21 protein-coding genes, 2 tRNA genes, 1 other RNA gene and 2 pseudogenes are annotated in these 23,859 nt (G+C 72.4%); 12 read left to right on the top strand and 14 right to left on the bottom strand.

Annotation, left to right across the window (positions count from 1 at the left end):
* Positions 1-42: 42 nt before the first annotated feature.
* Positions 43-498 (bottom strand): GatB/YqeY domain-containing protein, encoded by a 456-nt coding sequence (locus C7C46_RS07115; RefSeq protein ID WP_110666907.1) that lies wholly within the window; start codon positions 496-498, stop codon positions 43-45.
* A gap of 177 nt (positions 499-675) precedes the next feature.
* Here C7C46_RS07115 and C7C46_RS07110 point away from each other — a divergent pair, with 177 nt between their 5' ends.
* The 4 genes from C7C46_RS07110 to C7C46_RS07095 all read left to right on the top strand — a co-directional run bounded on the left by C7C46_RS07110 (position 676) and on the right by C7C46_RS07095 (position 3,966).
* Complete coding sequence (locus tag C7C46_RS07110; RefSeq protein ID WP_110666905.1) at positions 676-1,620, top strand: metallophosphoesterase; 945 nt, start codon at positions 676-678, stop codon at positions 1,618-1,620.
* Between the two features lie 75 nt (positions 1,621-1,695).
* Positions 1,696-1,769 (top strand) — tRNA-Pro (locus C7C46_RS07105).
* A 62-nt stretch (positions 1,770-1,831) separates the two neighbouring features.
* Positions 1,832-2,140, top strand: a complete 309-nt coding sequence (locus C7C46_RS07100) for a TetR/AcrR family transcriptional regulator C-terminal domain-containing protein (RefSeq protein ID WP_220040572.1) — start codon at positions 1,832-1,834, stop codon at positions 2,138-2,140.
* A 170-nt stretch (positions 2,141-2,310) separates the two neighbouring features.
* Entirely contained in the window at positions 2,311-3,966 is a 1,656-nt protein-coding gene (locus tag C7C46_RS07095) for an alkaline phosphatase family protein (RefSeq protein ID WP_245984261.1), read from the top strand.
* Between the two features lie 37 nt (positions 3,967-4,003).
* Here C7C46_RS07095 and C7C46_RS07090 read toward each other — a convergent pair whose 3' ends face one another.
* Complete coding sequence (locus C7C46_RS07090; protein ID WP_110666899.1) at positions 4,004-6,781, bottom strand: AAA family ATPase; 2,778 nt, start codon at positions 6,779-6,781, stop codon at positions 4,004-4,006.
* Between the two features lie 100 nt (positions 6,782-6,881).
* Here C7C46_RS07090 and C7C46_RS07085 point away from each other — a divergent pair, with 100 nt between their 5' ends.
* Both C7C46_RS07085 and C7C46_RS07080 read left to right on the top strand, forming a co-directional pair.
* Positions 6,882-7,253 carry a nuclear transport factor 2 family protein gene (locus C7C46_RS07085; protein WP_110666898.1) on the top strand — a complete coding sequence of 124 codons (372 nt, stop codon included), beginning with the start codon at positions 6,882-6,884 and terminating at the stop codon, positions 7,251-7,253.
* 88 nt (positions 7,254-7,341) lie between these two features.
* Positions 7,342-9,150, top strand: coding sequence for a S9 family peptidase (locus C7C46_RS07080; protein ID WP_110666896.1), 1,809 nt, complete (start codon positions 7,342-7,344; stop codon positions 9,148-9,150).
* A 42-nt stretch (positions 9,151-9,192) separates the two neighbouring features.
* Here the strand turns inward: C7C46_RS07080 and C7C46_RS07075 are convergent, their stop codons facing one another.
* The 9 genes from C7C46_RS07075 to ffs form a co-directional block, all read right to left on the bottom strand.
* The gene (locus tag C7C46_RS07075) at positions 9,193-9,978 is read right to left on the bottom strand and encodes an SURF1 family protein (RefSeq protein WP_110666894.1); all 786 of its coding nucleotides are present in this window, start codon (positions 9,976-9,978) and stop codon (positions 9,193-9,195) included.
* Positions 9,979-10,021: 43 nt separating this feature from the next.
* Positions 10,022-11,131: a hypothetical protein gene (locus C7C46_RS07070; protein WP_110666892.1), complete on the bottom strand. Its 1,110-nt coding sequence runs from the start codon at positions 11,129-11,131 to the stop codon at positions 10,022-10,024.
* A 112-nt stretch (positions 11,132-11,243) separates the two neighbouring features.
* On the bottom strand, positions 11,244-11,768 hold the full coding sequence (locus C7C46_RS07065) for a SigE family RNA polymerase sigma factor (RefSeq protein WP_110666890.1): 525 nt from the start codon (positions 11,766-11,768) through the stop codon (positions 11,244-11,246).
* Positions 11,769-12,129: 361 nt separating this feature from the next.
* A complete protein-coding gene (locus tag C7C46_RS07060) occupies positions 12,130-13,410 on the bottom strand; it encodes an aspartate kinase (protein WP_110666888.1) in 1,281 nt (426 codons plus the stop codon).
* A 308-nt stretch (positions 13,411-13,718) separates the two neighbouring features.
* The gene (locus C7C46_RS07055; protein ID WP_245984260.1) at positions 13,719-14,402 is read right to left on the bottom strand and encodes a DUF5063 domain-containing protein; all 684 of its coding nucleotides are present in this window, start codon (positions 14,400-14,402) and stop codon (positions 13,719-13,721) included.
* A complete protein-coding gene (gene recR / locus C7C46_RS07050) occupies positions 14,395-14,994 on the bottom strand; it encodes a recombination mediator RecR (RefSeq protein ID WP_110666886.1) in 600 nt (199 codons plus the stop codon). Before recR ends, C7C46_RS07055 begins: the two co-directional genes overlap by 8 nt.
* Positions 14,995-15,254: 260 nt before the next feature.
* Positions 15,255-15,596 (bottom strand): YbaB/EbfC family nucleoid-associated protein, encoded by a 342-nt coding sequence (locus C7C46_RS07045; RefSeq protein ID WP_110666884.1) that lies wholly within the window; start codon positions 15,594-15,596, stop codon positions 15,255-15,257.
* Positions 15,597-15,765: 169 nt separating this feature from the next.
* Positions 15,766-18,027, bottom strand: coding sequence for a DNA polymerase III subunit gamma and tau (locus C7C46_RS07040; RefSeq protein WP_110666882.1), 2,262 nt, complete (start codon positions 18,025-18,027; stop codon positions 15,766-15,768).
* Positions 18,028-18,073: 46 nt separating this feature from the next.
* An RNA gene (gene ffs, locus C7C46_RS07035) (signal recognition particle sRNA small type) lies at positions 18,074-18,170 on the bottom strand.
* Positions 18,171-18,299: 129 nt separating this feature from the next.
* On the opposite strand from ffs, the gene C7C46_RS07030 reads away from it, so the two are divergent.
* A tRNA-Ser gene (locus C7C46_RS07030) sits at positions 18,300-18,384 on the top strand.
* 593 nt (positions 18,385-18,977) lie between these two features.
* On the opposite strand, the gene C7C46_RS07025 is transcribed toward C7C46_RS07030, so the two are convergent.
* Positions 18,978-19,469, bottom strand: a complete 492-nt coding sequence (locus C7C46_RS07025; RefSeq protein ID WP_110666880.1) for a TrmO family methyltransferase domain-containing protein — start codon at positions 19,467-19,469, stop codon at positions 18,978-18,980.
* Between the two features lie 13 nt (positions 19,470-19,482).
* The gene (locus tag C7C46_RS07020) at positions 19,483-20,865 is read right to left on the bottom strand and encodes an NsdA family TPR-like regulatory protein (protein ID WP_110666878.1); all 1,383 of its coding nucleotides are present in this window, start codon (positions 20,863-20,865) and stop codon (positions 19,483-19,485) included.
* Between the two features lie 218 nt (positions 20,866-21,083).
* Between C7C46_RS07020 and C7C46_RS07015 the strand changes: the two genes are divergently transcribed.
* The 4 genes and pseudogenes from C7C46_RS07015 to C7C46_RS07005 all read left to right on the top strand — a co-directional run bounded on the left by C7C46_RS07015 (position 21,084) and on the right by C7C46_RS07005 (position 22,726).
* Complete coding sequence (locus C7C46_RS07015; RefSeq protein ID WP_110666877.1) at positions 21,084-21,320, top strand: hypothetical protein; 237 nt, start codon at positions 21,084-21,086, stop codon at positions 21,318-21,320.
* Complete coding sequence (locus C7C46_RS34835) at positions 21,317-21,466, top strand: hypothetical protein (protein WP_181442231.1); 150 nt, start codon at positions 21,317-21,319, stop codon at positions 21,464-21,466. Before C7C46_RS07015 ends, C7C46_RS34835 begins: the two co-directional genes overlap by 4 nt.
* Complete coding sequence (locus tag C7C46_RS07010) at positions 21,463-21,666, top strand: hypothetical protein (protein ID WP_110666875.1); 204 nt, start codon at positions 21,463-21,465, stop codon at positions 21,664-21,666. The genes C7C46_RS34835 and C7C46_RS07010 overlap by 4 nt, the downstream gene beginning before the upstream one ends.
* A gap of 52 nt (positions 21,667-21,718) precedes the next feature.
* A pseudogene (locus C7C46_RS07005) lies at positions 21,719-22,726 on the top strand (NAD-dependent epimerase/dehydratase family protein).
* On the opposite strand, the gene C7C46_RS07000 reads toward C7C46_RS07005, so the two are convergent.
* A complete protein-coding gene (locus tag C7C46_RS07000) occupies positions 22,723-23,553 on the bottom strand; it encodes a glycosyltransferase family 2 protein (RefSeq protein ID WP_110666909.1) in 831 nt (276 codons plus the stop codon). The pseudogene C7C46_RS07005 and the gene C7C46_RS07000 sit on opposite strands and share 4 nt — an antisense overlap.
* Before the next feature lie 61 nt (positions 23,554-23,614).
* On the opposite strand from C7C46_RS07000, the pseudogene C7C46_RS35855 reads away from it, so the two are divergent.
* Positions 23,615-23,859: pseudogene (locus tag C7C46_RS35855) on the top strand (hypothetical protein); the annotation flags it as partial.

Genomic DNA, 23,859 nt, shown 5'->3' with positions numbered 1-23,859 from the left:
GCGGGCACCGGCCGCTCCCGTCCTTCTGCTTCCCGGGTACTTCTACTTGGCCAGGGCAGCCTTCACGGCCGCGGCCACCCGGCCGCCCTCGGCCACCCCGGCCACCTTCGGGCGGACCAGCTTCATCACCGCGCCCATGCCCTGCGGCCCGCTCGCCCCGCTCTCGGCCACGGCCGCCGCGATGATCGCGGCCAGCTCCTCGTCGCTGAGCTGCTGCGGCAGGTACTCGGCGAGCACCGCGCCCTCGGCGCGCTCCCGCTCGGCCTGCTCGGCCCGGCCGGCGGCGTCGAAGGCCTCGGCGGCGTCCCGCCGCTTCTTCGCCTCGCCCTGCACCACCTGGCGCAGCTCCTCCTCGGCGAGCTCGCGCTTCTCCTTGCCGGCCACCTCGGCCGCGGTGACGGCGGCCAGGGTGAGCCGGAGCGTCGACGAGCGCAGCTCGTCCCGACCCTTGATGGCGGCCGTCAGGTCGTCCCGCAGCCGCTCCTTGAGCGTTGTCATGTCGTCGAGTCTGTCACCCGGCCCGGGCGGGCGCTGCCCAATATCGACCTCGACACCGGCACCGACACCGGCCCGGCCCCGCCGCGAGTCCGCTCCTCGGCGCCGTCCGACCGGCCGTCAGACAGCCGGAGCAGTACCCGGTTCTCCCGGGCGGGGCGGGTCTGCGACCATGGACCGATGCGAAAGCTGTACTCCGTCCCGCTCGCCATCGCCGCCACCGGCGCCGCCGGCCTGGCCTACTCCGCCGGCTACGAGGTCCGCGCCTTCCGGCTGCGCCGGGTCGAGGTCCCGGTGCTGCCGAGCGGCGCCCGGCCGGTGCGGGTCCTGCAGGTCTCGGACATCCACATGGTGACCGGGCAGCGCAAGAAGCAGCGCTGGCTGCGGAGTCTGGCCGGGCTGCGCCCGGACCTGGTGGTCAACACCGGCGACAACCTCTCCGACCCGCTCGGCGTGCCGGCCACCCTGGACGCGCTCGGGCCGCTGATGGAGTTCCCCGGGGTCTACGTCTTCGGCTCCAACGACTACTACGGCCCGGCCCGCAAGAGCCCGACCCGCTACCTCAAGGCGCTGGCCAGCGGGAACCACGGGCTGAACAACGCGGACGGCACCGGGCGGGCCGGCATCACCGGCGCGGTCCACAACCCGTGGGAGAAGCTGCGCGACGGCTTCGACGCGGCCGGCTGGCTGGACCTGACCAACGCCCGCGGCCGGCTCACCCTGGCCGGGCTGGACGTGGAGTTCACCGGCCTGGACGACCCGCACATCCGCCGCGACCGCTACGCCGCGGTGGCAGGCGGCCCGTCGGCCGACGCCGACCTCTCCATCGGTGTGGTGCACGCCCCGTACCTGCGCAGCCTGGACGCCTTCACGGCCGACGGCTACCCCCTGGTCCTGGCCGGCCACACCCACGGCGGCCAGCTCTGCGTCCCCTTCTACGGCGCCCTGGTCACCAACTGCGACCTGGACACCAAGCGGGTCAAGGGCCTGTCCACCCACCGCGCCGGCGGCAAGCAGGCCTACCTCCACGTCTCGGCCGGCTGCGGCACCAACCGCTACACCCCCGTCCGCTTCGCCTGCTTCCCCGAGGCCACCCTGATGACCTTGACCCCCCGCTCCAGATAACCGGATTTCGTTCCCTGACCAGCGTCGGGTAGAGTTCTACTCGTCGCGAAGGAGACGGAGCGGCAAACGCAGGACCGGGGTATAGCGCAGCTTGGTAGCGCGCTTCGTTCGGGACGAAGAGGCCGTGGGTTCAAATCCCGCTACCCCGACTCGCAGCAGAGGGCTCATCAGAGAAATCTGATGAGCCCTCTGTCGTTGTGCCGCGGGCCGGCTGGAGCAGGCGCTGACCCCGCTGGCCGGCACCGGCCTGACCGCCGCCGAGCAGACGGACGCGGTGACGGTGCTCACCGGCCACGTCCGCACCATCACCCAGCAGCAGGCCGCCGCCCCGGCGGCGGGCGCGGTCGAGGAGCAGCTGGCCGCCGGCCTGGCCCGGGTGCTCGCGGAACACGGCGACCGGTATCCGCAGGCGACAGCGGCGCTCACCGGAGCAGCCCCGGCCGAGCGCAACCAGGCCTGGACCTTCGGCCTGCGCCGCATCCTCGGCGGGCCGGCCGAGTTGATCGCAGCCCGTCAGTAAGATGTCTGTACAACCCAGCTCAAAAGGCGAGTCGGCCTGACGCAGCATCAGATTAAATACTTGCGCAATACCTGACGCTTCGCCGAGGGTTCACCCGCGGGCCGTCCCCGGTACACCGCGGCCAACTACTCATGTCCGAGCCACCCCCCGCTCGCGCACAGGAGAAGAAGTTGACCCGACGCTCCGTCCGCCTCGCCGCTGTCCTCACCGCCACCGGCGCGCTGACCGCAGGATCGCTCGCCCAGGCCTACGCCGCCGACAACGAGTTCGGCCGCCACCACGGCGCCGCCAAGCACGTGCTGCTGATCTCGGTGGACGGTCTGCACCAGTCGGACCTGAGCTGGTACATCGCCCAGCACCCGCAGTCGGCGCTGGCCAAGCTGGTGGGCGGCGGCGTCGAGTACACCGGCGCCAGCACCACCAACCCCTCCGACTCGTTCCCGGGCATGGTCGCCCAGGTCACCGGCGGCGGCCCGGGCACCACCGGCGTCTACTACGACGACACGTACAACGCCGCACTGCTGCCGGCCGGCACCACCGACTGCAAGGGCGCCAAGCCCGGCGTCGAGGTCGACCTCACCGAGAACCTGGACAAGAACCAGTCCTCGATCGACGCGGGCCAGGGCCTGAGCGGCCTGCCCGGTTCGATCCTGCAGCTGACCGGCAAGCCGCAGACCCTGATCAACCCGGCCAAGCTCCCGGTCGACCCGCACACCTGCAAGCCGGTCTACCCGCACACCTACCTGCAGACCAACACCGTCTTCGAGGTGGCCCACCAGGCCGGCCTGCGCACCGCCTGGTCGGACAAGCACGCCGCCTACGAGATCCTGAACGGCCCGTCCGGCCAGGGCGTCGACGACCTGTTCACGCCGGAGATCAACTCCGACGCGATCGGCTACCCGGCCGGCGACGACTGGACCAAGGACAACAAGGCCACCCAGCAGTACGACAGCTACAAGGTGCAGGCCGTCCTCAACGAGATCGACGGCTACGACCACGCCCGGACCACCCGGACCGGCACCCCGGCCGTCTTCGGCCTGAACCTGCAGACCGTCTCCACCGCGCAGAAGCTGCCCGCCTCGGACGGCCAGACCGGCGGCTACACCGCCAAAAACGTGCCGAGCCCGCTGCTGGCCGGTGCGCTGGACTACGTGGACCAGCAGATCGGCGCGCTCACCGCCGAACTGCGCAAGGAGCACCTGGACCGGAGCACCACGGTGATCCTGTCCGCCAAGCACGGCCAGTCGCCGACCGACCCGCAGGCGCTCACCCGGATCGACGACGGCCCGCTGCTGGACGGCCTGAACGCCGCCTGGAAGGCCGCCCACCCGGGCGCCGGCGACCTGGTCGCGCACGCCGTGGACGACGACGCGGTGCTGCTGTGGCTGAACGACCGCTCGGCGGCGGCCACCTCGTTCGCCAAGGACTACCTGCTGGCCCAGAACGGCACCGGCAACGACATCAAGGGCGCCCCGAAGCCCTTCACCACCGGCGGCCTGACCAAGGTGTACGCGGGCGCGGCCGCGGCCGGCTTCTTCGGCGTCAAGCCGGGCGACGCCCGGGTGCCGGACGTGTTCGGCGTGGCCCAGTACGGCGTGGTGTACACCGGCGGGCACGGCAAGGTGGCCGAGCACGGCGGCGGCCACGCGGACGACCTGAACGTGCCGCTGGTGGTCTCCGGCGCCGGTACCCCGGACCACGTGCGGGACTCGGCCCCGGTGGAGACCAAGCAGATCGCGCCCACCATCCTGAAGCTGCTGGGCCTGAACCCGCAGCAGCTGCAGGCGGTCCGCGCCGAGCACACCGCGGTGCTGCCGGTCCGCTGACCCGAGCCGACCGCCACGGCAGAACTGGCGGGGCCGGTCAGCCGACCAGCCCCGCCAGTTCGCCCCGCGAGGAGATGCCCAGCTTCGGATAGGCCTTGTACAGGTGGTGGCCCACCGTCCGCGGGCTGAGGAAGAGCTGGGCGGCGATCTCCCGGTTGGACAGCCCACGGGCGGCCAGCCGGGCGATCTGCTCCTCCTGCGGGGTCAGCCCGGCCAACGGCCCGGCCGACTGGGCCGCCGGCACCGTACCGCCGGCCGCGGCCAGCTCGGTGCGGGCCCGCTCGGCCCACGGCACGGCACCGAGCCGGTCGAAGACCTCCGCCGCCGCCCGCAGCCGTCCCCCGGCCTCGGCGCGCCGCTTGCCGCGACGCAGCCACTCGCCGAAGAGCAGCTCGGTGCGGGCCAGTTCGAACGGCCGGTCGGCCTGCCGGTGCAGCTCCAGGGCGGCCAGGTAGGCCGACTCGACCAGCTCCGGGGGGCCCAGCAGCGCCTGGCAGCGCAGCACCAGCGCCCGGCTCCAGGCCGGCTCCCCGCACCGCTCGCTCCACCGGGCGAAACGCTCGAAGGCCGCCTCGGCCCGCTCCGGGCGACCCAGCCGCACCGCGGCCTCGACCAGGTCGGGCACCGTGCGCACCGCCGAGACGTGGTGCCGGTGCGGCCCGGCGGTGTGCGCCGCCAGCCGGTCCACCACCTCGGCCGCCCGCCCCTGGGCCAGGTCGTCCGCGGCCAGCGCCCACTGGGTCCAGGAGGTCCCGGCCGCCCACCGGGTGCCGCGCGCCCAGGCGGTCTCCGCAGTGGCCTGGTCCACCCGCTCGCGCAGCCGCCGCCCGTCACCGCGCAGCGCCGCCAAGTAGGCATCTAAGGCGGCCAGTTGACTTTCCCACTGGGGCTGGCCGAGGTCCCCCGCCAGCCCCAGGCCCTCGGCGGCAGCGAGTTCGGCCGCCCGGTGCCGGCCGTGGAACAGCTCGGCCTCGGCCAGGAAGAAGAGCAGCGTGGGCAGCACGCCCACCGCGCCCGCCGTCCGTGCCTCCTCGACCAGTTCCACCGCGAGCGCCAGGGTCTGCGCGTCCCGCCCGTCCACCAGGCCGACCCCGCACAGCTGCACCAGTTCGCGCGGACTCTCGGCACCGGCCGCCCGGGCCAGTCGGGCCGCTTCGGCCAGCGACCCGGGTGCCCTGTCCGCCCTGCGCGGCGCCGACTCGCCGACCGAGACACCCAGCACCGGCCGCACCGCCCCCGTCAGCTGGGCCACCAGCGGCACCACCGCGTCGTCGGCGGGCAGTTGGAGGGCGGCCAGCCGGTCCAGCACCTCGGCCGCCTGCTCCTCGCCCAGGTACCACGCGGCATGGAAGGCCGGCAGCAGCGCCCGGGCGGCCAGCGGCGGCGCCATCCGACGCCCGGCGGCCCGCAGCAGCAGGCGGTGCGCCTCCGGGCAGTCACCGCGCCAGAACGCCGCCGTCGCCGCGACCCAGTCCAGCACCGCCCACTGCACCGGATCGTCCGCCAACTCGGCAGCACGGGCGGCCAGTTCGGTGGCGCGGTCGGCCTGCGCCGCATCCACCGCCGCCTCCGCGGCCAGCAGCAGCCGGCCCGCCCGCGCGGTCCGGTCCGGCGACAGCGCGGCCGCCCGCTCGAAGGCGGCGACCGCCCCCGCGTGCCCGGCCCGCGCACCGGCTCGCCGCCCGGCCCGCTCCAGTGCCAGGGCCAGCTCCTCGTCCGGCCCCTCGGCCGCCTGCGCCAGGTGCCAGTCGCCGCGCTCCTGGTCACCCTCCCTGCGCAGCCCCACCCCCAGCACCCGGTGCACCGCCCGCAGCTGCTCGGGCAGCGCCGCGTCCAGCACCGCCCGCCGCAGAAGCGGATGACGGAACGCCAGCTCCTCCGGGCCGTCCCGGCGAACCGGTCCGGCCGCTACCACAGCAGCCAACTCCGCTTCTCCGAAGCCGAGTTTCGCACCGGCAGCGAGTAGAGCGGTGACTCGGCCGCGGTCCTGGGCGGCGACGGCCAGCAGCAGCGTCCGTGCGCCCGGCGTCAAGCGGTCCACCTGGCCCAGCAGGGCCTGGCGGAGCCGCTCGGTCAGCGCCAACTCGCCGACCGGCGCGGCCCCGTCCAGCGCGCCCGGCAGCTCGGTCAGCGCCAGCGGGTTGCCCTGCGCCTCGACCAGCACCCGGTACCGCAGTCCGGCCCGCTCCGGCCCGGCCAGCCGCTCGCCCAGCACCTCACCCAGCAACTCGGCCGCCGCCGCGGGCTCCAGCGGAGCCGGGCGCAGCTCGGCCAGCCCGGCGGCCGCGAACGCCCCGTCGCCGTCCCGGGCCGCGCAGAGCAGCACCACCCCCTCCCGCTCCAGCCGACGGGCCGCCAGCAGCAGCGCGTCCGCCGAGGAGCGGTCCAGCCAGTGCGCGTCGTCCACCAGGCAGAGCAGCGGGCGCTCCGCGGCCAGTTCGGCCAGCAAGCCGAGCACCGCCAGCCCGGCCAGCAGCCGGTCGGCGGAGCCGCCGGCCCCGCCGGGCGCCGGTTCGGCCAGCCCGAAAGCCACCTCCAGGGCCCGCCGCTGCGGCCCAGGGAGCGCGGCCAACCGGTCCAGCGCGGGGGCCAGCAGTAGGTGCAGCCCGGCGAACGGCAGGTCCGCCTCGCTCTCCACCCCGCTCGCCCGCAGCACCCGGAACCGCTCGCCCGCCTGCTCGGCCGCGTCCCGCAGCAGCGCGCTCTTGCCGATCCCCGGCTCACCGCGCAGCACCAGCACCCCGCTGCGCCCGCCTGCCGCCTCCGCCAGTAGCCGCGCCACCGCCGCCCGCTCCCGTGCCCTCCCGTACAGCATGGGTCGACCCTACCGATGGCTGACCGATTCGCTCCGGGCCGCCCGCGCCTACCGTTCTGACCAGCGCAGGAAACCGGAAAACAACGACGAGGAGCCCGACATGACGAACCTTCAGCAGCTCGCCGAGCAGTACCTGGCCACCTGGAACGCCACCGACGCCGACGAGCGCCGCAAGCTGGTCGAGGAGTTCTGGGCCGCCGACGCGAGCTACACCGACCCTCTGGTCGAGGCGGTCGGCCGGGACGCGGTGCACGCCACCATCGGCGCCGTCCAGACGCAGTTCCCGGGCCTGGTCTTCACCCTCGGCGCGGCCGGCGTGGACGCCCACCACAACCTGGCCCGGTTCACCTGGGAGCTGGCCCCGGCCGGCGCCGCCGAGGCACTGGTGATCGGCTTCGATGTGCTGGTCGCGGACGAGGCGGGCCGGATCGCCGCGGTGCACGGCTTCCTGGACAAGGTGCCCGCGGCGTGAGCCCGGTCGGGCCCCGGCAGCGCTGCCGGGGCCCGACCGGACCACCCCCTCTGCCGGACCGCCTGCGATCCGTGCCAAAGTGACTCGGATGAGTAGCGAGAAGAACGACGTGCCCGCCTGGGAGCAGCGTTTCCGGGCCGCCCGGGTGTCCCTGCCGGACTGGGCGGACGACGCGCCCGAGCGTTCGCTGTACGTCTCCAACGCCACCGGCACGTACGAGATCTACGCCTGGGACCGGCTGGCCGGCACGCACCGCCAGGTCACCGACCGCCCCAACGGCACCACCGACGCGGCGCTGTCTCCCGACGGCGCCTGGGTCTGGTGGTTCGACGACACCGACGGGGACGAGTTCGGCATCTGGCGCCGCCAGCCCTTCGCCGGTGGTGCCGACCAGGAGGCCGTCCCCGGCCTGGCCCCCTCCTACGAGGCGGGCCTGGCGCTGGGCCGCGACGGCACCGTGGTGGTCGGCCGCTCCACCGACGAGGACGGCACCACCCTGCACCTGCTGCGCCCGGGGGCGGCGGAGCCCGAGGAGATCTACCGGCACGCCGAGTACGGCGGGGTCGGCGACCTGTCGCACGACAGCACCCTGCTGGCCATCGACCACACCGAGCACGGCGACGCGATGCACTCGGCGATCCGGGTGGTGCGCACCGCGGACGGCTCCACGGTGGCCGAGCTGGACGAGGTCACCGGGCACGCCGAGCCGCGCGGCCTGGCCTGCCTGGGCTTCGCGCCGGTGCCGGGCGACAACCGGCTGCTGGTCGCCCACCAGCGCCGGGGCCGTTGGGAGCCGATGGTCTGGGACCCGCTGACCGGCACCGAGACCGAGCTGGTGCTCCGCACCGAGCAGGGCGAGCCGCTGCCCGGCGACGTCTCCGCCCAGTGGCGCCCGGACGCCACCGCGCTGCTGGTGGAGCACGAGTTCGAGGCCCGCAGCGAGCTCTACTCCTACCAGTTGGCCACCGGCACGCTGACCCGGCTGGACACCCCGCGCGGCACCGTCGCCGGTGCCACCGCCCGCCCGGACGGCACGGTCGAGTACCTGTGGTCCTCGGCCGCCGAGCCCTCCGCGGTCCGCTCCACGGCCGGCGGCGTGGTGCTGCGGGCGCCGGGCACCGTGCCGCCCGGCTCGGTACCGGTCCAGGACGTCTGGGTGGACGGCCCGGGCGGCAGGGTGCACGCCCTGGTGCAGCGCCCGGAGGGTGACGGACCGTTCCCGACCGTCTTCGAGGTGCACGGCGGACCGACCCACCACGACAGCGACTCCTTCGCGGCCGGCCCGGCCGCCTGGCTGGACCACGGGTTCGCCGTGGTCCGGGTCAACTACCGCGGCTCCACCGGCTACGGCCAGGCCTGGACCGACGCGCTGCGCGAGCGGGTCGGGCTGATCGAGCTGGAGGACATCGGCGCGGTGCGCGCCTGGGCGGTGGCCTCCGGGCTGGCCGATCCGAAGCGCCTGGTGCTGTCCGGCGGCTCCTGGGGCGGCTACCTGACCCTGCTGGGCCTGGGTGTGCAGCCCGGCGACTGGACGCTGGGCCTGGCCGCGGTCCCGGTCGCGGACTACCTGACTGCCTACACCGACGAGATGGAGGCGCTCAAGTCCCTGGACCGCACGCTCTTCGGCGGCACCCCCGAGGAGGTGCCGGAGCGCTGGCGGGCCTCCTCGCCGCTGACCTACGTGGACCAGGTCCGGGTGCCGGTGTACATCAGCGCCGGAGTGAACGACCCGCGCTGTCCGATCCGGCAGATCGAGAACTACGTCAGCCGGCTCGCCGAACTGGGGGTCCCGCACGAGGTCTACCGCTACGACGCCGGGCACGGGTCGTTGGTGGTGGACGAGCGGATCAAGCAGCTGCGGCTGGAGATCGACTTCGTCCGCCGTCACCTGGGCTGAGCCGGCGGTCCGTCTCCGCCCGTGTACTGAGCCGACGGTCCGTCAGTCGACGGCCAGGGCCGGGTCCAGTCCGAGGGCCCGGTCCTGCGCCGCCTCCGCCTCGCGGCGGGCCAGCCGGAACCACATGAAGCCGACGAAGCCTGCGAAGACGAACCACTCCAGGGTGTAGCCGAGGTTCTGGAAGGCCCGCGCGGTCAGCCCGTCGCCGCCGGCCGGCTGCGCGGTCGGCACCGCGGTCAGCCCGGCCGGCACCTGGTCGGCGGCCACCCAGCCGTCGTACACCGGGTAGGGCAGCAGGTTGACCAGGGTGGCCGGGCTGATCGTGCCCAACTGCCCGGCCGGCAGCCCGCCCGCCACCGCACCGCCGCTGCCGCTGGTCTCCGGGGCCTGCAGCCGCCCGGTCACGGTCACCTGACCGGACGGCGCGGCGGGCGGCCGCGCCCCGGCGGCACCGCCCGGTGCCCAGCCGCGCACCACGCTCACCGCCCGGCCGTCGTCCGTGCGCAGCGGAGTGAGCACGTAGTAGCCGGACCTGCCGTCCACCGTGCGGTCCGGCACCAGCAGCTGGTGCGCCGGGTCGTAGCTGCCCGTCAGACTCACCGGCCGGCCCACCGTCACCGTGCTGACCTTGGCGTCGGCGCCCGGCAGCACCGCGTCCAGGCTCACCGGCGCACCGCTCGGCGCCTGCGCGGCCGCCGCGTGGTGGCTGCCCACCCGGGCCTCGAACCGACCCAGCTGCCAGCTGCCCAGCCAGAGGCAGCAGGCGATGGCGGCCACCGCGAGCAGGGTGGCGCCGATCCAGCGCGGAGTCAGGAGGAATCGGTACACAGCACCACGGTAACGACCCGCGCCGAGCGCCCTCGCCCGGGGGCTACTGCCCCACCAGCGGCGGGTCGACGTACAGCCGGCCGGCCGGGCAGGTGTTGGTGACCGCGAAGGTCCCCACCGGTGAGCCGGCGTAGAGCGGGCGGTGGCTCAGGGTGATCGTGGTGCTCGGCAGCTGGGTCGGGGACGGGCTGGTCGGCGGGGGTGACGAACTGGCGGCGCCGGTGGCGGCCGGACCGGGCGAGGCCGGGGCAGCGGTGGCGGCCGGGCTGGCCGACGCCCTGGGGCTGGCGGGCGCGGTCGGGCAGCTCTGGTCCGGGACCCAGGCCCAGGGCAGCTGGTAGCGGCTGCCCGCCGGCATCACCCTGGGCAGCGCGGGGATCGCGGCGGGGTTCGGCAGCAGGCTGCCGGCCGGGTCGTTGACCACGTGGGCGACCACCTGGATCGGGGAGCCGCTGCTGTCGGCGGCGTAGACGCTGCCCGGCTGGACCAGCACGCAGGGATGGCCGGAGCTGTTCAGCACGTCGATCGTCCCGGACACCCGCCCCGTCTGGTCCGGGGCCAGCGCGGTGGTACCGCCGTCAGCGAGGTCACCGCGGCCGCAGTCCGGCACCCCGGTGGGAGAGCCGGCCGCGCTGGGCGGGGCCGATCCGGTCGGGTTGGCACTCGGCGGGGCGGACGAGCTGCTCGCGCTGCCGCCGCCGTACGAGGTGCTGCCCGGCTGCCCCTGCCCCGGGGCGGGGACCGGCGCCACCGACTCGCTGCTCGGCGGCACCGCGCTGCCGGTGCCCGGGCTGGTGCTGCTGAGCGCCGGGACCGGGCCGGTGCTGGTGCTGCCGTCGGAGAGCTGGAAGGCGCCCATGCTGCTCAGGGTCGGCACCGCGACCGCGCTGACCAGCGCCGCCGCCAGCGCCCCGACCCGCACCCGGCGGCGGTGCGCCCGGCGGGCCGGGACCGCGCGCTGGATCCGCGCCAGCGCGTCCGCGGCCGGCTGCACCCCGGTCACCGCTCGGTGCAGCAGCGCGCGGACCGCCTGCTCCTCGCCCCAGCTCGGGGCCGGTTCGGCGGGCGTCGGCTCGATCCAGAGCGAGTCGCCCGACCCGCCCTCGGGCCCGCGGCGGGCTGCCGCCCCGTCGAGCTCGGGAGACGCTGACACCCCGTCGGGTCCGGGGAAGCCGGGGAAGGCTGACACGTCGCCGGGCCCGGGGAAGGCTGACGCCCCGTCGGGCCCCGGGAAGACTGCCGCCCCGTCGTCGGGTCGACGTTGCTCAACCATTGCCGCTCTCCATCAGCACCCGCAGCGCCGCCAGCCCGCGCGAGCCGTACGCCTTCACCGCGCCGACCGAGATCCCGAGCAGTTCGGCAACCTGAGCCTCCGTCATATCGGCGTAGTACCGCAGCACCAGAACCTCGCGCTGACGCCGCTGCAGACTCTGCAGGGCCGTCTTGAGTTGGTCGCGTTCCAGAGCATCGTAGGCGCCCTCCTCAGCACTGGCCATGTCAGGCATCGGCTTGGGCAGCAGGCGCAGCCCGAGGATCCGCCGGCGCAGCGTGCTGCGGGACAGGTTGACCACGGTCTGCCGCAGGTAGGCCAGGATCTTCTCCGGCTCACGGACCCGCCGCCGGGCCGCGTGTACCCGGATGAACGCCTCCTGAACCACGTCCTCACAGCTCGACAGGTCGTCGAGCAGGAGCGCGGCCAGGCGCAGCAGCGCTCGGTAGTGCGCCTGGTAGGTGGTGGTCAGCAGGTCGACGCTGGCCCCCGCCACGGTATCGGTCGCCGAGGTGGTCATCTCAGGTTCAGCGACCCCCCGCCGCACGGGCACCGGCCTTGCCACCGCGACCGCATGCACCACCGCCAGGTCTGTCACGCCCGTTGGACACTCGATCCCCCCTCAGGGTTGCATCCCCTGACGGACATTCTTCCGCACGCGACGCAGCCCCCTCCACTCGAAGGGGGCTGCAGTCCGTTTCATTCCGTTTGGTGCCGCAGATCCGTGCCGACGAGTCGTCAGTCGGCCGGTTCGGCAGTCCGGGGCGGGATCAGAGCCGGGACCAGGCCGGACGACGGCCAGGACCAGGGCCGGACCAGGCCGGACGACGGCCAGGACCAGGGCCAGAGCCAGGGCCGCAGGGTCAGGGCCAGAGGCAGGGTCAGCGGCCGGTGCCGCCGTAGACCACGGCCTCGTCGCTGTCGCTGTCCAGGCCGAAGGCGCTGTGCACGGCGCGCACCGCCTCCGGGATGTCCTCGGCCCGGGTGACCACCGAGATCCGGATCTCCGAGGTGGAGATCAGCTCGATGTTGACGCCGGCCTCGGCCAGCGCCTCGAAGAAGGTCGCGGTGACCCCGGGGTTGGACTTCATTCCGGCACCGACCAGCGAGAGCTTGCCGATCGCGTCGTCGTAGCGCAGCGACTCGTAGCCGATGCCCTCCTTGACCCGGCCCAGCGCGTCGATCGCCTTCTGGCCCTCGGTCTTGGGCAGGGTGAAGGAGATGTCGGTCAGCCCGGTGGCGGCGGCCGAGACGTTCTGCACCACCATGTCGATGTTGACCTCGGCGTCCGCGATCGCCCGGAAGATCCGCGCGGCCTCGCCCGGCTTGTCCGGGACGCCGACGACCGTGACCTTCGCCTCGGACGTGTCGTGGGCGACTCCGGAGATGATGGCCTGCTCCATCTCGCCCCCTTCGGGCTTGTTCGGGTTGGTGTTGCTGACGATGGTCCCCGGCAGACCGGAGAACGACGATCGTACGTGGATCGGGATGCTGTAGCGCCGCGCGTACTCCACACAGCGGTCCAGCAGCACCTTGGAACCCGAGGAGGCCAGCTCCAGCATGTCCTCGTAGGCGATCCAGTCGATCTTGCGGGCCTTCTTGACCACCCGCGGGTCGGCGGTGAACACGCCGTCCACGTCGGTGTAGATCTCGCAGACCTCGGCCTTCAGCGCGGCGGCCAGCGCCACCGCGGTGGTGTCCGAGCCGCCCCGGCCCAGCGTGGTGATGTCCTTGCTGACCTGGGAGACACCCTGGAAGCCGGCCACGATGGCGATGTTGCCCTCGTCCAGCGCGGAGCGGATCCGGCCGGGCGTGACGTCGATGATGCGCGCCTTGTTGTGGACCTGGTCGGTGATCACACCGGCCTGGCTGCCCGTGAACGACTGGGCCTCGTGCCCCAGGGATTTGATCGCCATCGCCAGCAGGGCCATGGAGATCCGCTCGCCGGCGGTCAGCAGCATGTCGAACTCGCGGCCGGCGGGGATCGGGGAAACCTGCTCGGCGAGTTCGATCAGCTCGTCCGTCGTGTCGCCCATCGCGGACACCACGACGACGACCTCATGGCCGGCCTTCTTGGTGTCGACGATTCGACGGGCCACGCGCTTGATGCCTTCGGCATCCGCAACGGATGAGCCGCCGTACTTCTGCACGACAAGGCCCACGTGCGCTCCTCGACTGAGTCGTGTTCGGGGGTTGGTGCCCGGCGCGGGGTGGCGCCGTCCGGTCCCCCGTACCCCCATGGACAGGGGGTACTGCGGTCGCCGGTCAGTCTACCGAGCAGGGAACGCCCGGCCGCTGCGTTTCATATGATGAGACTTTGATATCAAGGTTTGAACAGGTTTCCCCGCAGGGTCTGCTGGCGGGCGGCACCGGGCGCGAGAAGAATTCCGCCCAGGGGGGCGGTGCGGGCTCGGAATTTGCCGGGAAAAGATTTTCCTGTGACTTTCCCCGGCACCGCTCCGCGAGGGGGTCACATCCCCAGTTCCGCCGCCATCAGGTCGCCCGCCTGCTCGGCCAGCTGCTCGTCGGTCAGCCCGTCGTCGTCGGTGTCCGCGCCGTCCGGCACCGCGCCGATCGGGCTGTCCATCCGCACGTGCGCGATCAGCGACTGCAGCGCCCGCAGCACCGCGGTGCAGGCCGAGCCCCAGCTGGACAGGTAGGAGTACTGCCACCACCAGAGCGCCTCGCTGACCCGGCCCTCCTCGTAGTGGGTCAGGCCGTGCCGCAGGTCGCTCACCACGCCGGCCAGATCGTCCGAGATCCGGAACGCGCTCGGCTTCTCCGGCGGGCCGTACGGGTCGAAGACCTCGTGGTAGACGTCGATCGGCGCCAGCAGCTCCGCCAAGTGCTCGCGCAGCTCCACGCCGTCCGGCTCGGGCCCGGTGTCCGGCTCGAACCGGTCCTCCGGGAGCACGTCCTCGACCGCACCCAGCCGACCGCCGGCCAGCAGCAGCTGGGACACCTCCAGCAGCAGCAGCGAGATGGCGCTGCCCGGCTCGTCGCCCTTGGCGATCTCGGTCACGGCGACCACGAAGCTCTTCACCGAGTCCGCGATCTGCACCGCGAAGTCGTCCGGCTCCTGGTTGTGGATGGGCTGGGCGTGCACGGCTTGGGCGTGCGCCGCCTGGTGCGCGCTGTTCTCAGACTCAGACATCGAGCAGTCGTCTCCCTTCGAAGGCCCGGCCGAGGGTGACCTCGTCGGCGTACTCAAGGTCTCCGCCGACCGGCAGTCCGCTCGCCAGTCGGGTCACCTTCAGGCCCATCGGCTTGCACAGCCGGGCCAGGTAGGTGGCGGTCGCCTCCCCCTCCAGGTTGGGGTCTGTGGCGAGGATCAGCTCGCCGACACCGCCGTCGGCCAACCGGGCCAACAGCTCGCGGATCCGCAGATCGTCCGGTCCGACGCCCTCGATCGGGCTGATGGCCCCGCCCAGCACGTGGTAGCGGCCGCGGAACTCGCGGGTCCGCTCGATCGCCACCACGTCCTTGGGCTCCTCGACCACGCAGATCACCGAGAGGTCGCGCCGCGGGTCCAGGCAGACCCGGCACTGCTCGGCCTCCGCGACATTGCCGCAGACCACGCAGAACCGGACCTTCTCCTTGACCTCCAGCAGCGCGTGCGCGAGCCGGCGGACGTCCACCGGATCGGACTGCAGGATGTGGAAGGCGATCCGCTGGGCGCTCTTGGGCCCGACGCCGGGCAGCCTGCCCAGTTCGTCGATCAGGTCCTGAACCACGCCCTCGTACACCGCTCTGCCTTCCTAGTTCTTCCTCGTTGCGTCGCCCTCATCATCCAACGAACCGGGGGCCGGGCACAGCTCCCGGCAGCTTTCGGTCCGCAAACGTTCAGGGTTGGTCTTCTGGCGTCCAGCTGCTGGTCCTGCTTGCCGGCCGTACGGCACTGCTACTGCTTGAGGGCCGGTGCTGGCTGCATCGGGGCCGGTACTGCTATCAGGGCCGGTACTGCTTCGGGGCCGGGCGGGCCGGCCCCGAGCCGTGTCGGCAGGCTCTAGAACGGCAGGCCGGGGATGCCGCCGCCGCCCAGGCCCTGGGTCAGCGGGCCCATCCGCTCGGCCTGCAGCTTCTGCGCCGCCGCGCTGGCGTCGCGAACCGCGGCCAGCACCAGGTCGGCCAGCGTCTCGGTATCCTCCGGGTCGACCGCGGCCGGGGCGATGGTCAGGGCGGTCAGCTCGCCGCTGCCGGTCACCGTCGCCTCCACCAGACCGCCGCCGGCCGAGCCGGTCAGCCGAGCCTCGGCCAGCTCCTGCTGAGCCTTGGCGAGGTCCTGCTGCATCTTCTGCGCCTGCTTCAGCAGGGCCTGCATGTTGGGCTGGCCGCCACCAGGGAACACGGTCTCTCCTGACTGGAAATCTGACGTGCCGTCCCGGCCGGTGCCGGGCTGACTTCACTGACTGACTGTCGGCTGACTGACTGAGTGTCGGCCGGCGCGGCTGCCGCCTGCCACCTGCCGTCTGTCACCTGTCGACTACGGGTTGAGCCTACGTCCTGCCGACGGCGGCTCAGCCACCGTGCTGGATCTCCTCCAGCACGGTGGCACCGAGCTCACGCATGATCAGCTCCTCGGCGGACGCTCCCGGGGCCTGCGCAGGAGCCGGGGCGGCGTCGTACAGATCCTCGGGCGGATAGTCGTCCGGCGGGTAGTCGTCCGGCGGAGGCGCGACGGCCCGGACGGAGGACTGCTGACGGTCCGCCGACTGGCCTTGCGGCGGCCGGCCCGGCGAAGGCTGGGGTGCCTGCTGCTGGGGGGCCGACTGCTGGAAGGCCGGTGCGGGTGCCGGTGTCTGTGCCGGTGGCTGCGCCAGTGCCTGCGCGGTGGGCGGCTGCGGGCTCGCACCGGTCGGCGCCGGGGCGCCGCCCTGGGCCGCGCCGGGGACCGCCTGGAACCCGCCGACCGCGGTGGCCGTCGGGGCGGGCGGGCCGGCCGGGCGCTGGGGCTGCGGGGTGCCGCCCCAACCGCCGCCCCCGCCGCCCTGCGGGGGCTGCGGCGGCTGGCCGACCCCGCCGGACGGGTCGACGATGCACTCCACCCGCCAGTCCACGCCCAGGGCGTCGGCCAGGGCCTGGCGCAGCACCTCGTCGCTGTTGCTGCTGACAAAGCTGTCCCGGGCACCGGCGTTGATGAAGGAGACCTGCAAGGTGCTGCCGTCGAAGCCGGCCACCTGGCCGTTCTGGCTCAGCAGGATCCAGGTGAACCGGCGGCGGTTCTTCACCGCCTCGAGCACCTGCGGCCACATCTGGCGCACCTGGGCGGCGCCCTGCTGGTGCTGCGCCGAGGGGGCGGCGGGCTCCGGGGCCGCGACGGGCTGCGGCGGCGTCTGCGGCTGCGGTGGGGCACTTGCGGCGGCTGCGGCTGCGGGCTGGGGTGCCTGCTGCTGGGGGGCCGGGAAGCTGCGCGGGATCGGCCAGGCGCCCGGGGCGGGGGCGGCGGCGGTGGGTTGAGCGGGCTGCGGGGCGGTCGGCTGCACGGGCGCCGGCGCAGGCATGGGCGCGGGCGCGGGCGCGGGAGCCACTGCAACCGGTTGCTGCTCCACCACCGGCGGTTGGCCCGGCGGCTGGCTCGGCGCTGCCGGCTGACTCAGCGCCACCGGCCGGCCCGCGGCCATCACCGCCCCGCGCTCCAGCTTGTCCACCCGGGCCATCAGCGACAGTTCGTCCGCGTAGGCGCCCGGCAGCATCACCCGGGCACAGATCAGCTCGAGCTGCAGCCGCGGCGCCGCGTTCCCGCGCATCTCGGTCAGCCCGGTGTTGACGATGTCGGCGGCCCGGCTCAGCTCCGCCGAGCCGAACTGCTCGGCCTGCGCCTGCATTACCGCGACCCGGTCGGCCGGGGCGTCGATCAGCCCCTTCTCCCCCGCCTCCGGCACGGTGGCCAGGATCACCAGGTCGCGCAGCCGCTCCAGCAGGTCGGTCACGAACCGGCGCGGATCGTGGCCGCCCTCGACCACCCGGTCGATCACCTGGAAGACGGTCGCCCCGTCCTGCGCGGCGAAGGCGTCCACCACCTCGTCCAGCAGCGCGGAGTCCGTGTATCCGAGCAGCGACGTCGCCATCTGGTAGGTGACCCCGCCCTCACCGGCGCCGGCCAGCAACTGGTCCATCACCGACATCGAGTCACGCACCGACCCGGCCCCGGCCCGGACCACCAGCGGGAAGACGCTCTCCTCGACCTGGATGCCCTCCCGGCCGCAGACCTCGGTCAGGTAGTCCCGCAGCGTCCCTGGCGGGACCAGCCGGAAGGGGTAGTGGTGGGTGCGGGACCGGATGGTCCCGATCACCTTCTCCGGCTCGGTGGTGGCGAAGATGAACTTCAGGTGCTCCGGCGGCTCCTCCACCACCTTGAGCAGCGCGTTGAAGCCGGCCGAGGTCACCATGTGCGCCTCGTCCAGGATGAAGATCTTGTACCGGCTGTGCACCGGCGCGAAGAAGGCCCGCTCGCGCAGCTCGCGAGCGTCGTCCACACCACCGTGCGAAGCGGCGTCGATCTCGATCACGTCGATCGAACCGGGCCCGCCGGTCGCCAGGTCGGTGCAGCTCTGGCACTCGCCGCACGGCGTGGGAGTCGGCCCCTGCTCGCAGTTGAGGCAGCGCGCCAGGATCCGCGCACTCGTCGTCTTCCCGCACCCGCGCGGGCCGCTGAACAGGTACGCGTGGTTGACCCGGTTGTTGCGCAGGGCCTGCTGGAGCGGAGCGGTCACGTGCTCCTGCCCGATGACCTCTGCGAAAGTCTCGGGGCGATAGCGGCGGTACAGGGCTAGGGACACGCCCCCGACGATATCGGGACAGACCGACAAACGCGTCAGCCCCCAAAAGAAGGACCCCTCGTGCACCCGCCAGAGCCCTCCTACCCTTGCTGCCTTCCGGCCCTGGGGGGGTTCAGAGAGATAACGCCACACGAGGGGCTGCCCCAAGAGTAGCGGATCCCGGCCCCGCCTCCCGCCACCACCCCACTCTGACGATCCCCAGGCCACCCGCTCCGCTCACCTGCGAGATAGCGGTTCGCAACCACCCCTCGACATGGGCTAAGCTCTCCCACGGAGGATTCGCCTAGAGGCCTAGGGCGCACGCTTGGAAAGCGTGTTGGGGGCAACCCCTCACGAGTTCGAATCTCGTATCCTCCGCCGGCAGATGGCCCGGACCGCACAGCGGTCCGGGCCATCGTCGTCCACCGGACATGTCGCCTCGGGCCCGCACGGGGCGACGGCCTTCGAACTCGGTCCAGTTGAGAATGCCCTGCCGAGCCCGAGGTTCACGATCGGCATCGGAGCGTTCGGCGAAGTTCACGCCAGGCACGCACCACGTCGGCGGCCCTCTCCAGAAGGACGCGAACGCGCCCCATCAGGACACCCAGGAACGCAGTGGCCCAGAGAGCCACTCCACTCCAGTTCGCGACAGATCTCCACATGGCTGGCCTCCGCAGGAGGCAGGCACCGCTTTCATGTCAACATCCTCCAGCCACACACAGCCAAAGTCTGCATCTGTATAGATGCAGTTATCAGAACATTCGTTCGATAGGCGGCCTCCTGCACCTTGCCCCCGCCCGGCACACTCAGCCGCTCACCGACGACATGGAGCCGGTGGGCCGGGCTGGCACCAGGCGGCCGGGAGCAGGATGCAATCACCGCCAAGTTTGATCATGTCGCCCATGTCGGCTGTCAGCAGGGCGACTCGTCGCCGCTGCCGCAACACCGCCCAGCCACTGCCGCGTCGATCGTCAGTCGTTGACTGCGGGCGCGAAGTAGTCGCGGAGCATGACGGTGGTCCATTCGGCCTGGCGCTGTTCTCCGCGAGGACCCATCTCACCGAACCACGGCTTCACGTCCAGCACAGGCGTGCCGTCGACAGCGTCGAGGTCTTCGACGTGGAGGTCCAGCCCGTCGACCTTGAGCAGGCGGCAGCGGGAGATCCCGAGCCAGTTCAGGCGCCGCATGTTGCGGTGCCCGAAGATCCCGACCTCCGGCCACTCCGGGTTGTCCCGAGGCCGGCGGGCGCCGAGATTCAGGTCGGTCGGGTCTGTGAGGTGGAACCGGAAGACGATCTCCAAGTGCGAGAAGTCCTCCAAGCCCTTGGTCGCATCGGCGGTGAAGAGGGATCCGTCCAGCCGGATGATCGCCCGGGTGCCACCCCAGAAGTCGTCGGTGGGTTCGACGCGTCCGCCGACCACGTGGCCCAGGGCCTCGACTTCGAACGTCTCACGGTCTGCCATCAGTGACTCCTCATCAGGCTGTTTCGGACAGGTACGCGGCAGCGCGCGCGTCGACCTCGCTGATCGCCGCGGTACCGCGCCGCCGATAGGGGGAGAGCAGGGTGCGCATGTCAGCGGCGGCCTGGCGGGTGCGGCCGGACCGTACGCCGTCCATGGCGTCCAGCGCCTGCGACCAGGTGGCACAGGCCCGGTCGATGTTGTTCATCTGCGCGTACACGGAGCCGAGGTATCCCAGCGTCACCGCGTGGGTGCGGGTGAACTTCGTGGCTTTGCGGGTGCGGACGCTGTGGTGGAACTCGCGCACCGAGCCGTCGAGGTCTCCTATGTCGCGCAGGGCGCACGCGGTCTCGTGGGCCAGGCTCGCCTCGCCGAAGAAGAACACCCGGTCCGGCTCGGCCATGTCGTCGCTGGCAGCCGACAGGTCGTCCTGGGCTCGCAGCAGTGCCTTGGCGGCGGCGTTCTTGCGGCCGGCGGAGGCCAGGCTCCGGGCGTGGACGACGCCAAGGAGAGCCCGCTCACGTGGGGAGGCGAGCGCGTACCGGTCGCCGTCGACGGAGGCCGCCGCGAGGTTGAGAGCCTGCTGGTGGTGTCCGAGGTCGATGGCCTGGTGCGCCATCGCCCGCAGCACGTGAGCGGCCATCGGCGGATCGCCGGCCTCGGCCGCGAGCTTCACCGCCTCGGCGAAGTACCGCTGCGCGGTCGCGTGCTGGCCACCGTCGAACGCCATCCAACCAGCCAGGTAAGCGAGTTCGCTGGCTGAGGAGAAGAGATCACGGCGAACACGCTCGTCGGTGAACTTCCCCCGCAGGTAGGCGGTGACGTCGGTCGTCAGGTACTGCACCACGGACGTCCAGGCGTGGCCACCGCCTCGCCGTTGATCCACTTGGGAGAACAGGGTGGTCATGTCGCGGACGGCTGCGAGGTCAACAGGGCCGACCCGCCGCGTTGCGGCAGAGCTGCGCGCACTGCTCCGCTCGGCCATGCGCTGCCACCAGTCTTCGCCGGGCAGGGAGAGCGCGGCCACCGAGTAGACCGCCACCCCCAGGGCCCGCCTGCGTTCCACGTCCACGTCGGCTCTCCCGAGTTCGGCCAGCGCGCTCAGCGTATCCGCGTCCCAGTCGGGTTTCTGGGGTGCGGGCGCGATCAAGCCGATCTCGTCCAGCGTCACGACCCGTCCGCCGAGCGCGCGGCCCAACGCCTCGGCCAGGAAGGCACCGACGTTCCCGGCCGGCTGACCGCCGTTCTTCCAGTGCGTGATGCTCGACTTGTTGGTCTCCAAGAACTCGTCATGCTCGGCCGCCACCCGCCTGACCAGGCGCGCAATCGCATCGCCCGAGAGTTTCGTCTCGTCGATGACCTTCCGCAGCCGCTCGTTCGGTTCCCTCGTCGGCGCCAAAGCGCACCTCCCTGACGGGCCGTTAAACCGCTTAAACCGCATAGCGTGCCCAATACCGTACTCCCAGTAGCGATTAGGCGGTTCACTAACTGCATGCCGCTCCGCAGGGTGGAGCCGATTCGGGTCCTGGACGCCCGCGGAGCGGCGGCCTACGGCGGCTCCAGCCATACGTCCGGCATCGAAAGCCGCCCCGCCAACTCGCGACCCCGGAGACGCTGATGACGACTGCCGACCGCACACCGCACCCGTGGAGCCTCAACATCGCCTCCGCGCTCGTGGACCCCACCCGGCCGATCCCGCGCCGATCCACGAGTCCGACACGGGAGGGCACCGCCGCAACCAGCAACCGCATGCTGCTGGACGAGCACCGCAGCAAGGACGGGCTGTGCGTCCGGTGCGAGAACCTCTGGCCCTGCGACGCGATCAGGAGCATCCGCTTCGGGAGCACCGCGTGAACAGCGCCGAGATCCGCATACAGGCCGGCGACCGGACCGTCATCTTCGTCCCGAACCGGGAACGCGCCCGCCGACGTGCCCTGGTCTTGCGTCAGCTCGCTGCCGGTCGTCGCCGCCGCAAGCGCCACCGGGAGTCGGTGGCGTGAGCGCTGAGAACTCCCCGGACTTCAAGCTTCCCGAGGACCGCCACCAGGGCCTGTACATCCGCACGTTCAAGATCGCGAAGGACGGCACTCGGTACGACGACTCCGGCGTCATCACCGTGGAATCGGAACCCGACGCCTACGCGTACCACCCCTCAGCGACCTGGCCCGCCTGCCGCTGCCCAAAGCACCGCGCCAGCTGACCCGCGCGTCGCCGCAGCACGCCCATCCCACGTGTGAGAGGAAGAGCCTCCCTTGTCCCTCGAACAGCTCTCAGGAAAGACCGTCCTGGTCACTGGTGCCGGTGGCCTTATCGGCAGCCGCATCACGTCCCAGCTTCGCCGGCTCGGCGCCCGCCCCATCTCGGTATGCAAGCTCGACGCCTACCCGCACGAGGTGTACCGCGAGCGGTTCGACATCGACGCCTCCGCCCCGGACTTCATCATCGGCGACATCGCCGAGCCGGAGCTGATGCGCAAGGTGATCTCCGGCTGCGACTACGTGATCCACGCCGCCGCCCTGGCCGATGTGGCGGCCTGCACACGTCGGCCGCTGGACGCCATCGACACCAACATCACCGGTACCCAGCGGGTCCTGGACGCCGTCGCCGCCTCGGACCGGGTGCGCAGGATGGTGTTCGTCTCCTCCGCCAGCGTCTACGGCAACGGCAGCCCGCAGTTCGTGGAGAACGCAGCGGTCCAGCCGGTGTCGGTGTACGGCAACAGCAAGGTGTGGGGCGAGTACCAGACCGCCGCGGTGCTCGGCGGTGCCGGCATCTCGTATGCCGTCGTGCGGTACTTCTAGGTCTATGGCGAACCGCAGGTCGTCAAGGAGCGGAGCCACTCCTGGGTGGTCGCCTGGTTCGCCATGCGGGCCGCACTCGGCCTGCCGCTGCACCTCAACGGCGGGGGCCGCCAAATCCGCGACATGGTCCACGTCGACGACATCGCCACTGGCACTCTGCGGGCGCTGGTCGCACCCCGCGCACACAACGAGACCATCAACATCGGTACCGGAACCGGAACTTCGATTCGGCAAGTCGCCGAACTCGTCCGCAGCCACTACCCGGACGTCCAGCTGATCGAGACGCCCATGCCGCCCGGCGACCCCGAGGGCGGTTACGCCTCCGTCCAGCGAATGGAGGACCTGCTGGGCTGGAGGCCGGCCATCACGATGGCGGAAGGCGTCGCCCGCTACGTGGCCTGGCTGAAGGCCACCCCGGAGGCTATCCCGGACTGGATGCGCCAGGCGGCAGCGGCCTAGATGATCGGCGGCCGGCCCAGCCGGGTCATGGTCCACACCGTGCGCCAGCGCATCGGCTTGCGTCGGCCGCACGGTGTGCGCCAGCCCTCGGCGAAGCCGGCGAACCACGCCTTCAGCCCGGCCGTGTCCCGGGTCCGGGCGACGGTGAGCGCCACCCACACCCCGAGGTAGAGCGGTACGAGCAGGGCCGGGAGGTGACGGCGCGCCAGGTACACCCGGTTGCGGGCGTTCACCCGGTAGAAGAACGAGTGCCGGGTCGGGCTGGTGCGCGGGTGCTGGAGCAGCAGCTCGGGGACGTACAAGACCCGCCATCCGGCATCCAGCGCCCGCCAGGCCATGTCGGTCTCCTCGTGTGCGAAGAAGAAGGAGTCCGGCCAGCCCCCGACCTGCTCCAGCATCTCCGAGGACAGCGCGTGGCCGCCGCCCAGGAAGCCGGTCACCTCACCGCCACGCATCGGATCTCCGGCCCGCAGCCGGGGGACGTGGCGCCGCTGGGTAACGCCGGTCTCGTCTGCGATCCGGAGACCGACGATCCCGAGGTCGGGGTCGCCTTCGTACAGAGCAGCGATCCGTGCGAGGACGTCGTCAGCGACCAGTAGGCCGTCGTCGTCCAGGTCGATCACCACGTCCATGTCCCGCAGGTGGTCCAGGGCGACGTTCCGGCCGCCAGTCACCCCGAGGTTCTCCGCCAGCTCCACGCCCTCCACCCACGACGGCAGTTCCGGCAGCGCACACCCCTGGCCAACCAGCACGACCTTCGTGGCCTTGACCGTCTGCATCTCCACCGAGGCCAGCAGCTCGGCCAGCTCCTTCGGCCGCGTGCCCATGGTCAGGATCGCCACACCCAGCTTGACGCCCACCGAACCTCTTCCCTTCGAGGAACCAGAGATGACCTCACGAACGCCGGATCACAGCACCGCGTCGCTCACAGAACTCGCCGAGGACCGGAGCCTTCCAGCCCATCAGGTCATGGACCGGGACACACTCGCCTGGATCGCCAGAAACCGGCCCGAAGCCTCAGCCGCGCCGCCCACCCTGCCACATCCGCCGCTCATGCTGGTACCGGACGCCGCCTGGTTTGCAGAGCCCCAGCTCGTCGACTCCATCCACGGCAGTCGGGTAGCCGGGGGGAA

It is taken from the genome of Streptomyces tateyamensis (genome assembly GCF_003205575.1).
GTDB classification, from domain to species: Bacteria; Actinomycetota; Actinomycetes; order Streptomycetales; family Streptomycetaceae; genus Kitasatospora; species Kitasatospora tateyamensis.
This window is presented reverse-complemented; position numbering and strand designations above follow the sequence as displayed.

Bases quoted from the DNA above. Each gene is read 5' to 3' on its own strand.
- C7C46_RS07115 (WP_110666907.1), bottom strand. From the start codon at position 498: ATGACAACGCTCAAGGAGCGGCTGCGGGACGACCTGACGGCCGCCATC.
- C7C46_RS07110 (WP_110666905.1), top strand. From the start codon at position 676: ATGCGAAAGCTGTACTCCGTCCCGCTCGCCATCGCCGCCACCGGCGCC.
- C7C46_RS07090 (WP_110666899.1), bottom strand. From the start codon at position 6,781: ATGCTGTACGGGAGGGCACGGGAGCGGGCGGCGGTGGCGCGGCTACTG.
- C7C46_RS07085 (WP_110666898.1), top strand. From the start codon at position 6,882: ATGACGAACCTTCAGCAGCTCGCCGAGCAGTACCTGGCCACCTGGAAC.
- C7C46_RS07080 (WP_110666896.1), top strand. From the start codon at position 7,342: ATGAGTAGCGAGAAGAACGACGTGCCCGCCTGGGAGCAGCGTTTCCGG.
- C7C46_RS07065 (WP_110666890.1), bottom strand. From the start codon at position 11,768: ATGACCACCTCGGCGACCGATACCGTGGCGGGGGCCAGCGTCGACCTG.
- C7C46_RS07055 (WP_245984260.1), bottom strand. From the start codon at position 14,402: ATGTCTGAGTCTGAGAACAGCGCGCACCAGGCGGCGCACGCCCAAGCC.
- C7C46_RS07025 (WP_110666880.1), bottom strand. From the start codon at position 19,469: ATGGCAGACCGTGAGACGTTCGAAGTCGAGGCCCTGGGCCACGTGGTC.
- C7C46_RS07015 (WP_110666877.1), top strand. From the start codon at position 21,084: ATGACGACTGCCGACCGCACACCGCACCCGTGGAGCCTCAACATCGCC.
- C7C46_RS07000 (WP_110666909.1), bottom strand. From the start codon at position 23,553: ATGGGCACGCGGCCGAAGGAGCTGGCCGAGCTGCTGGCCTCGGTGGAG.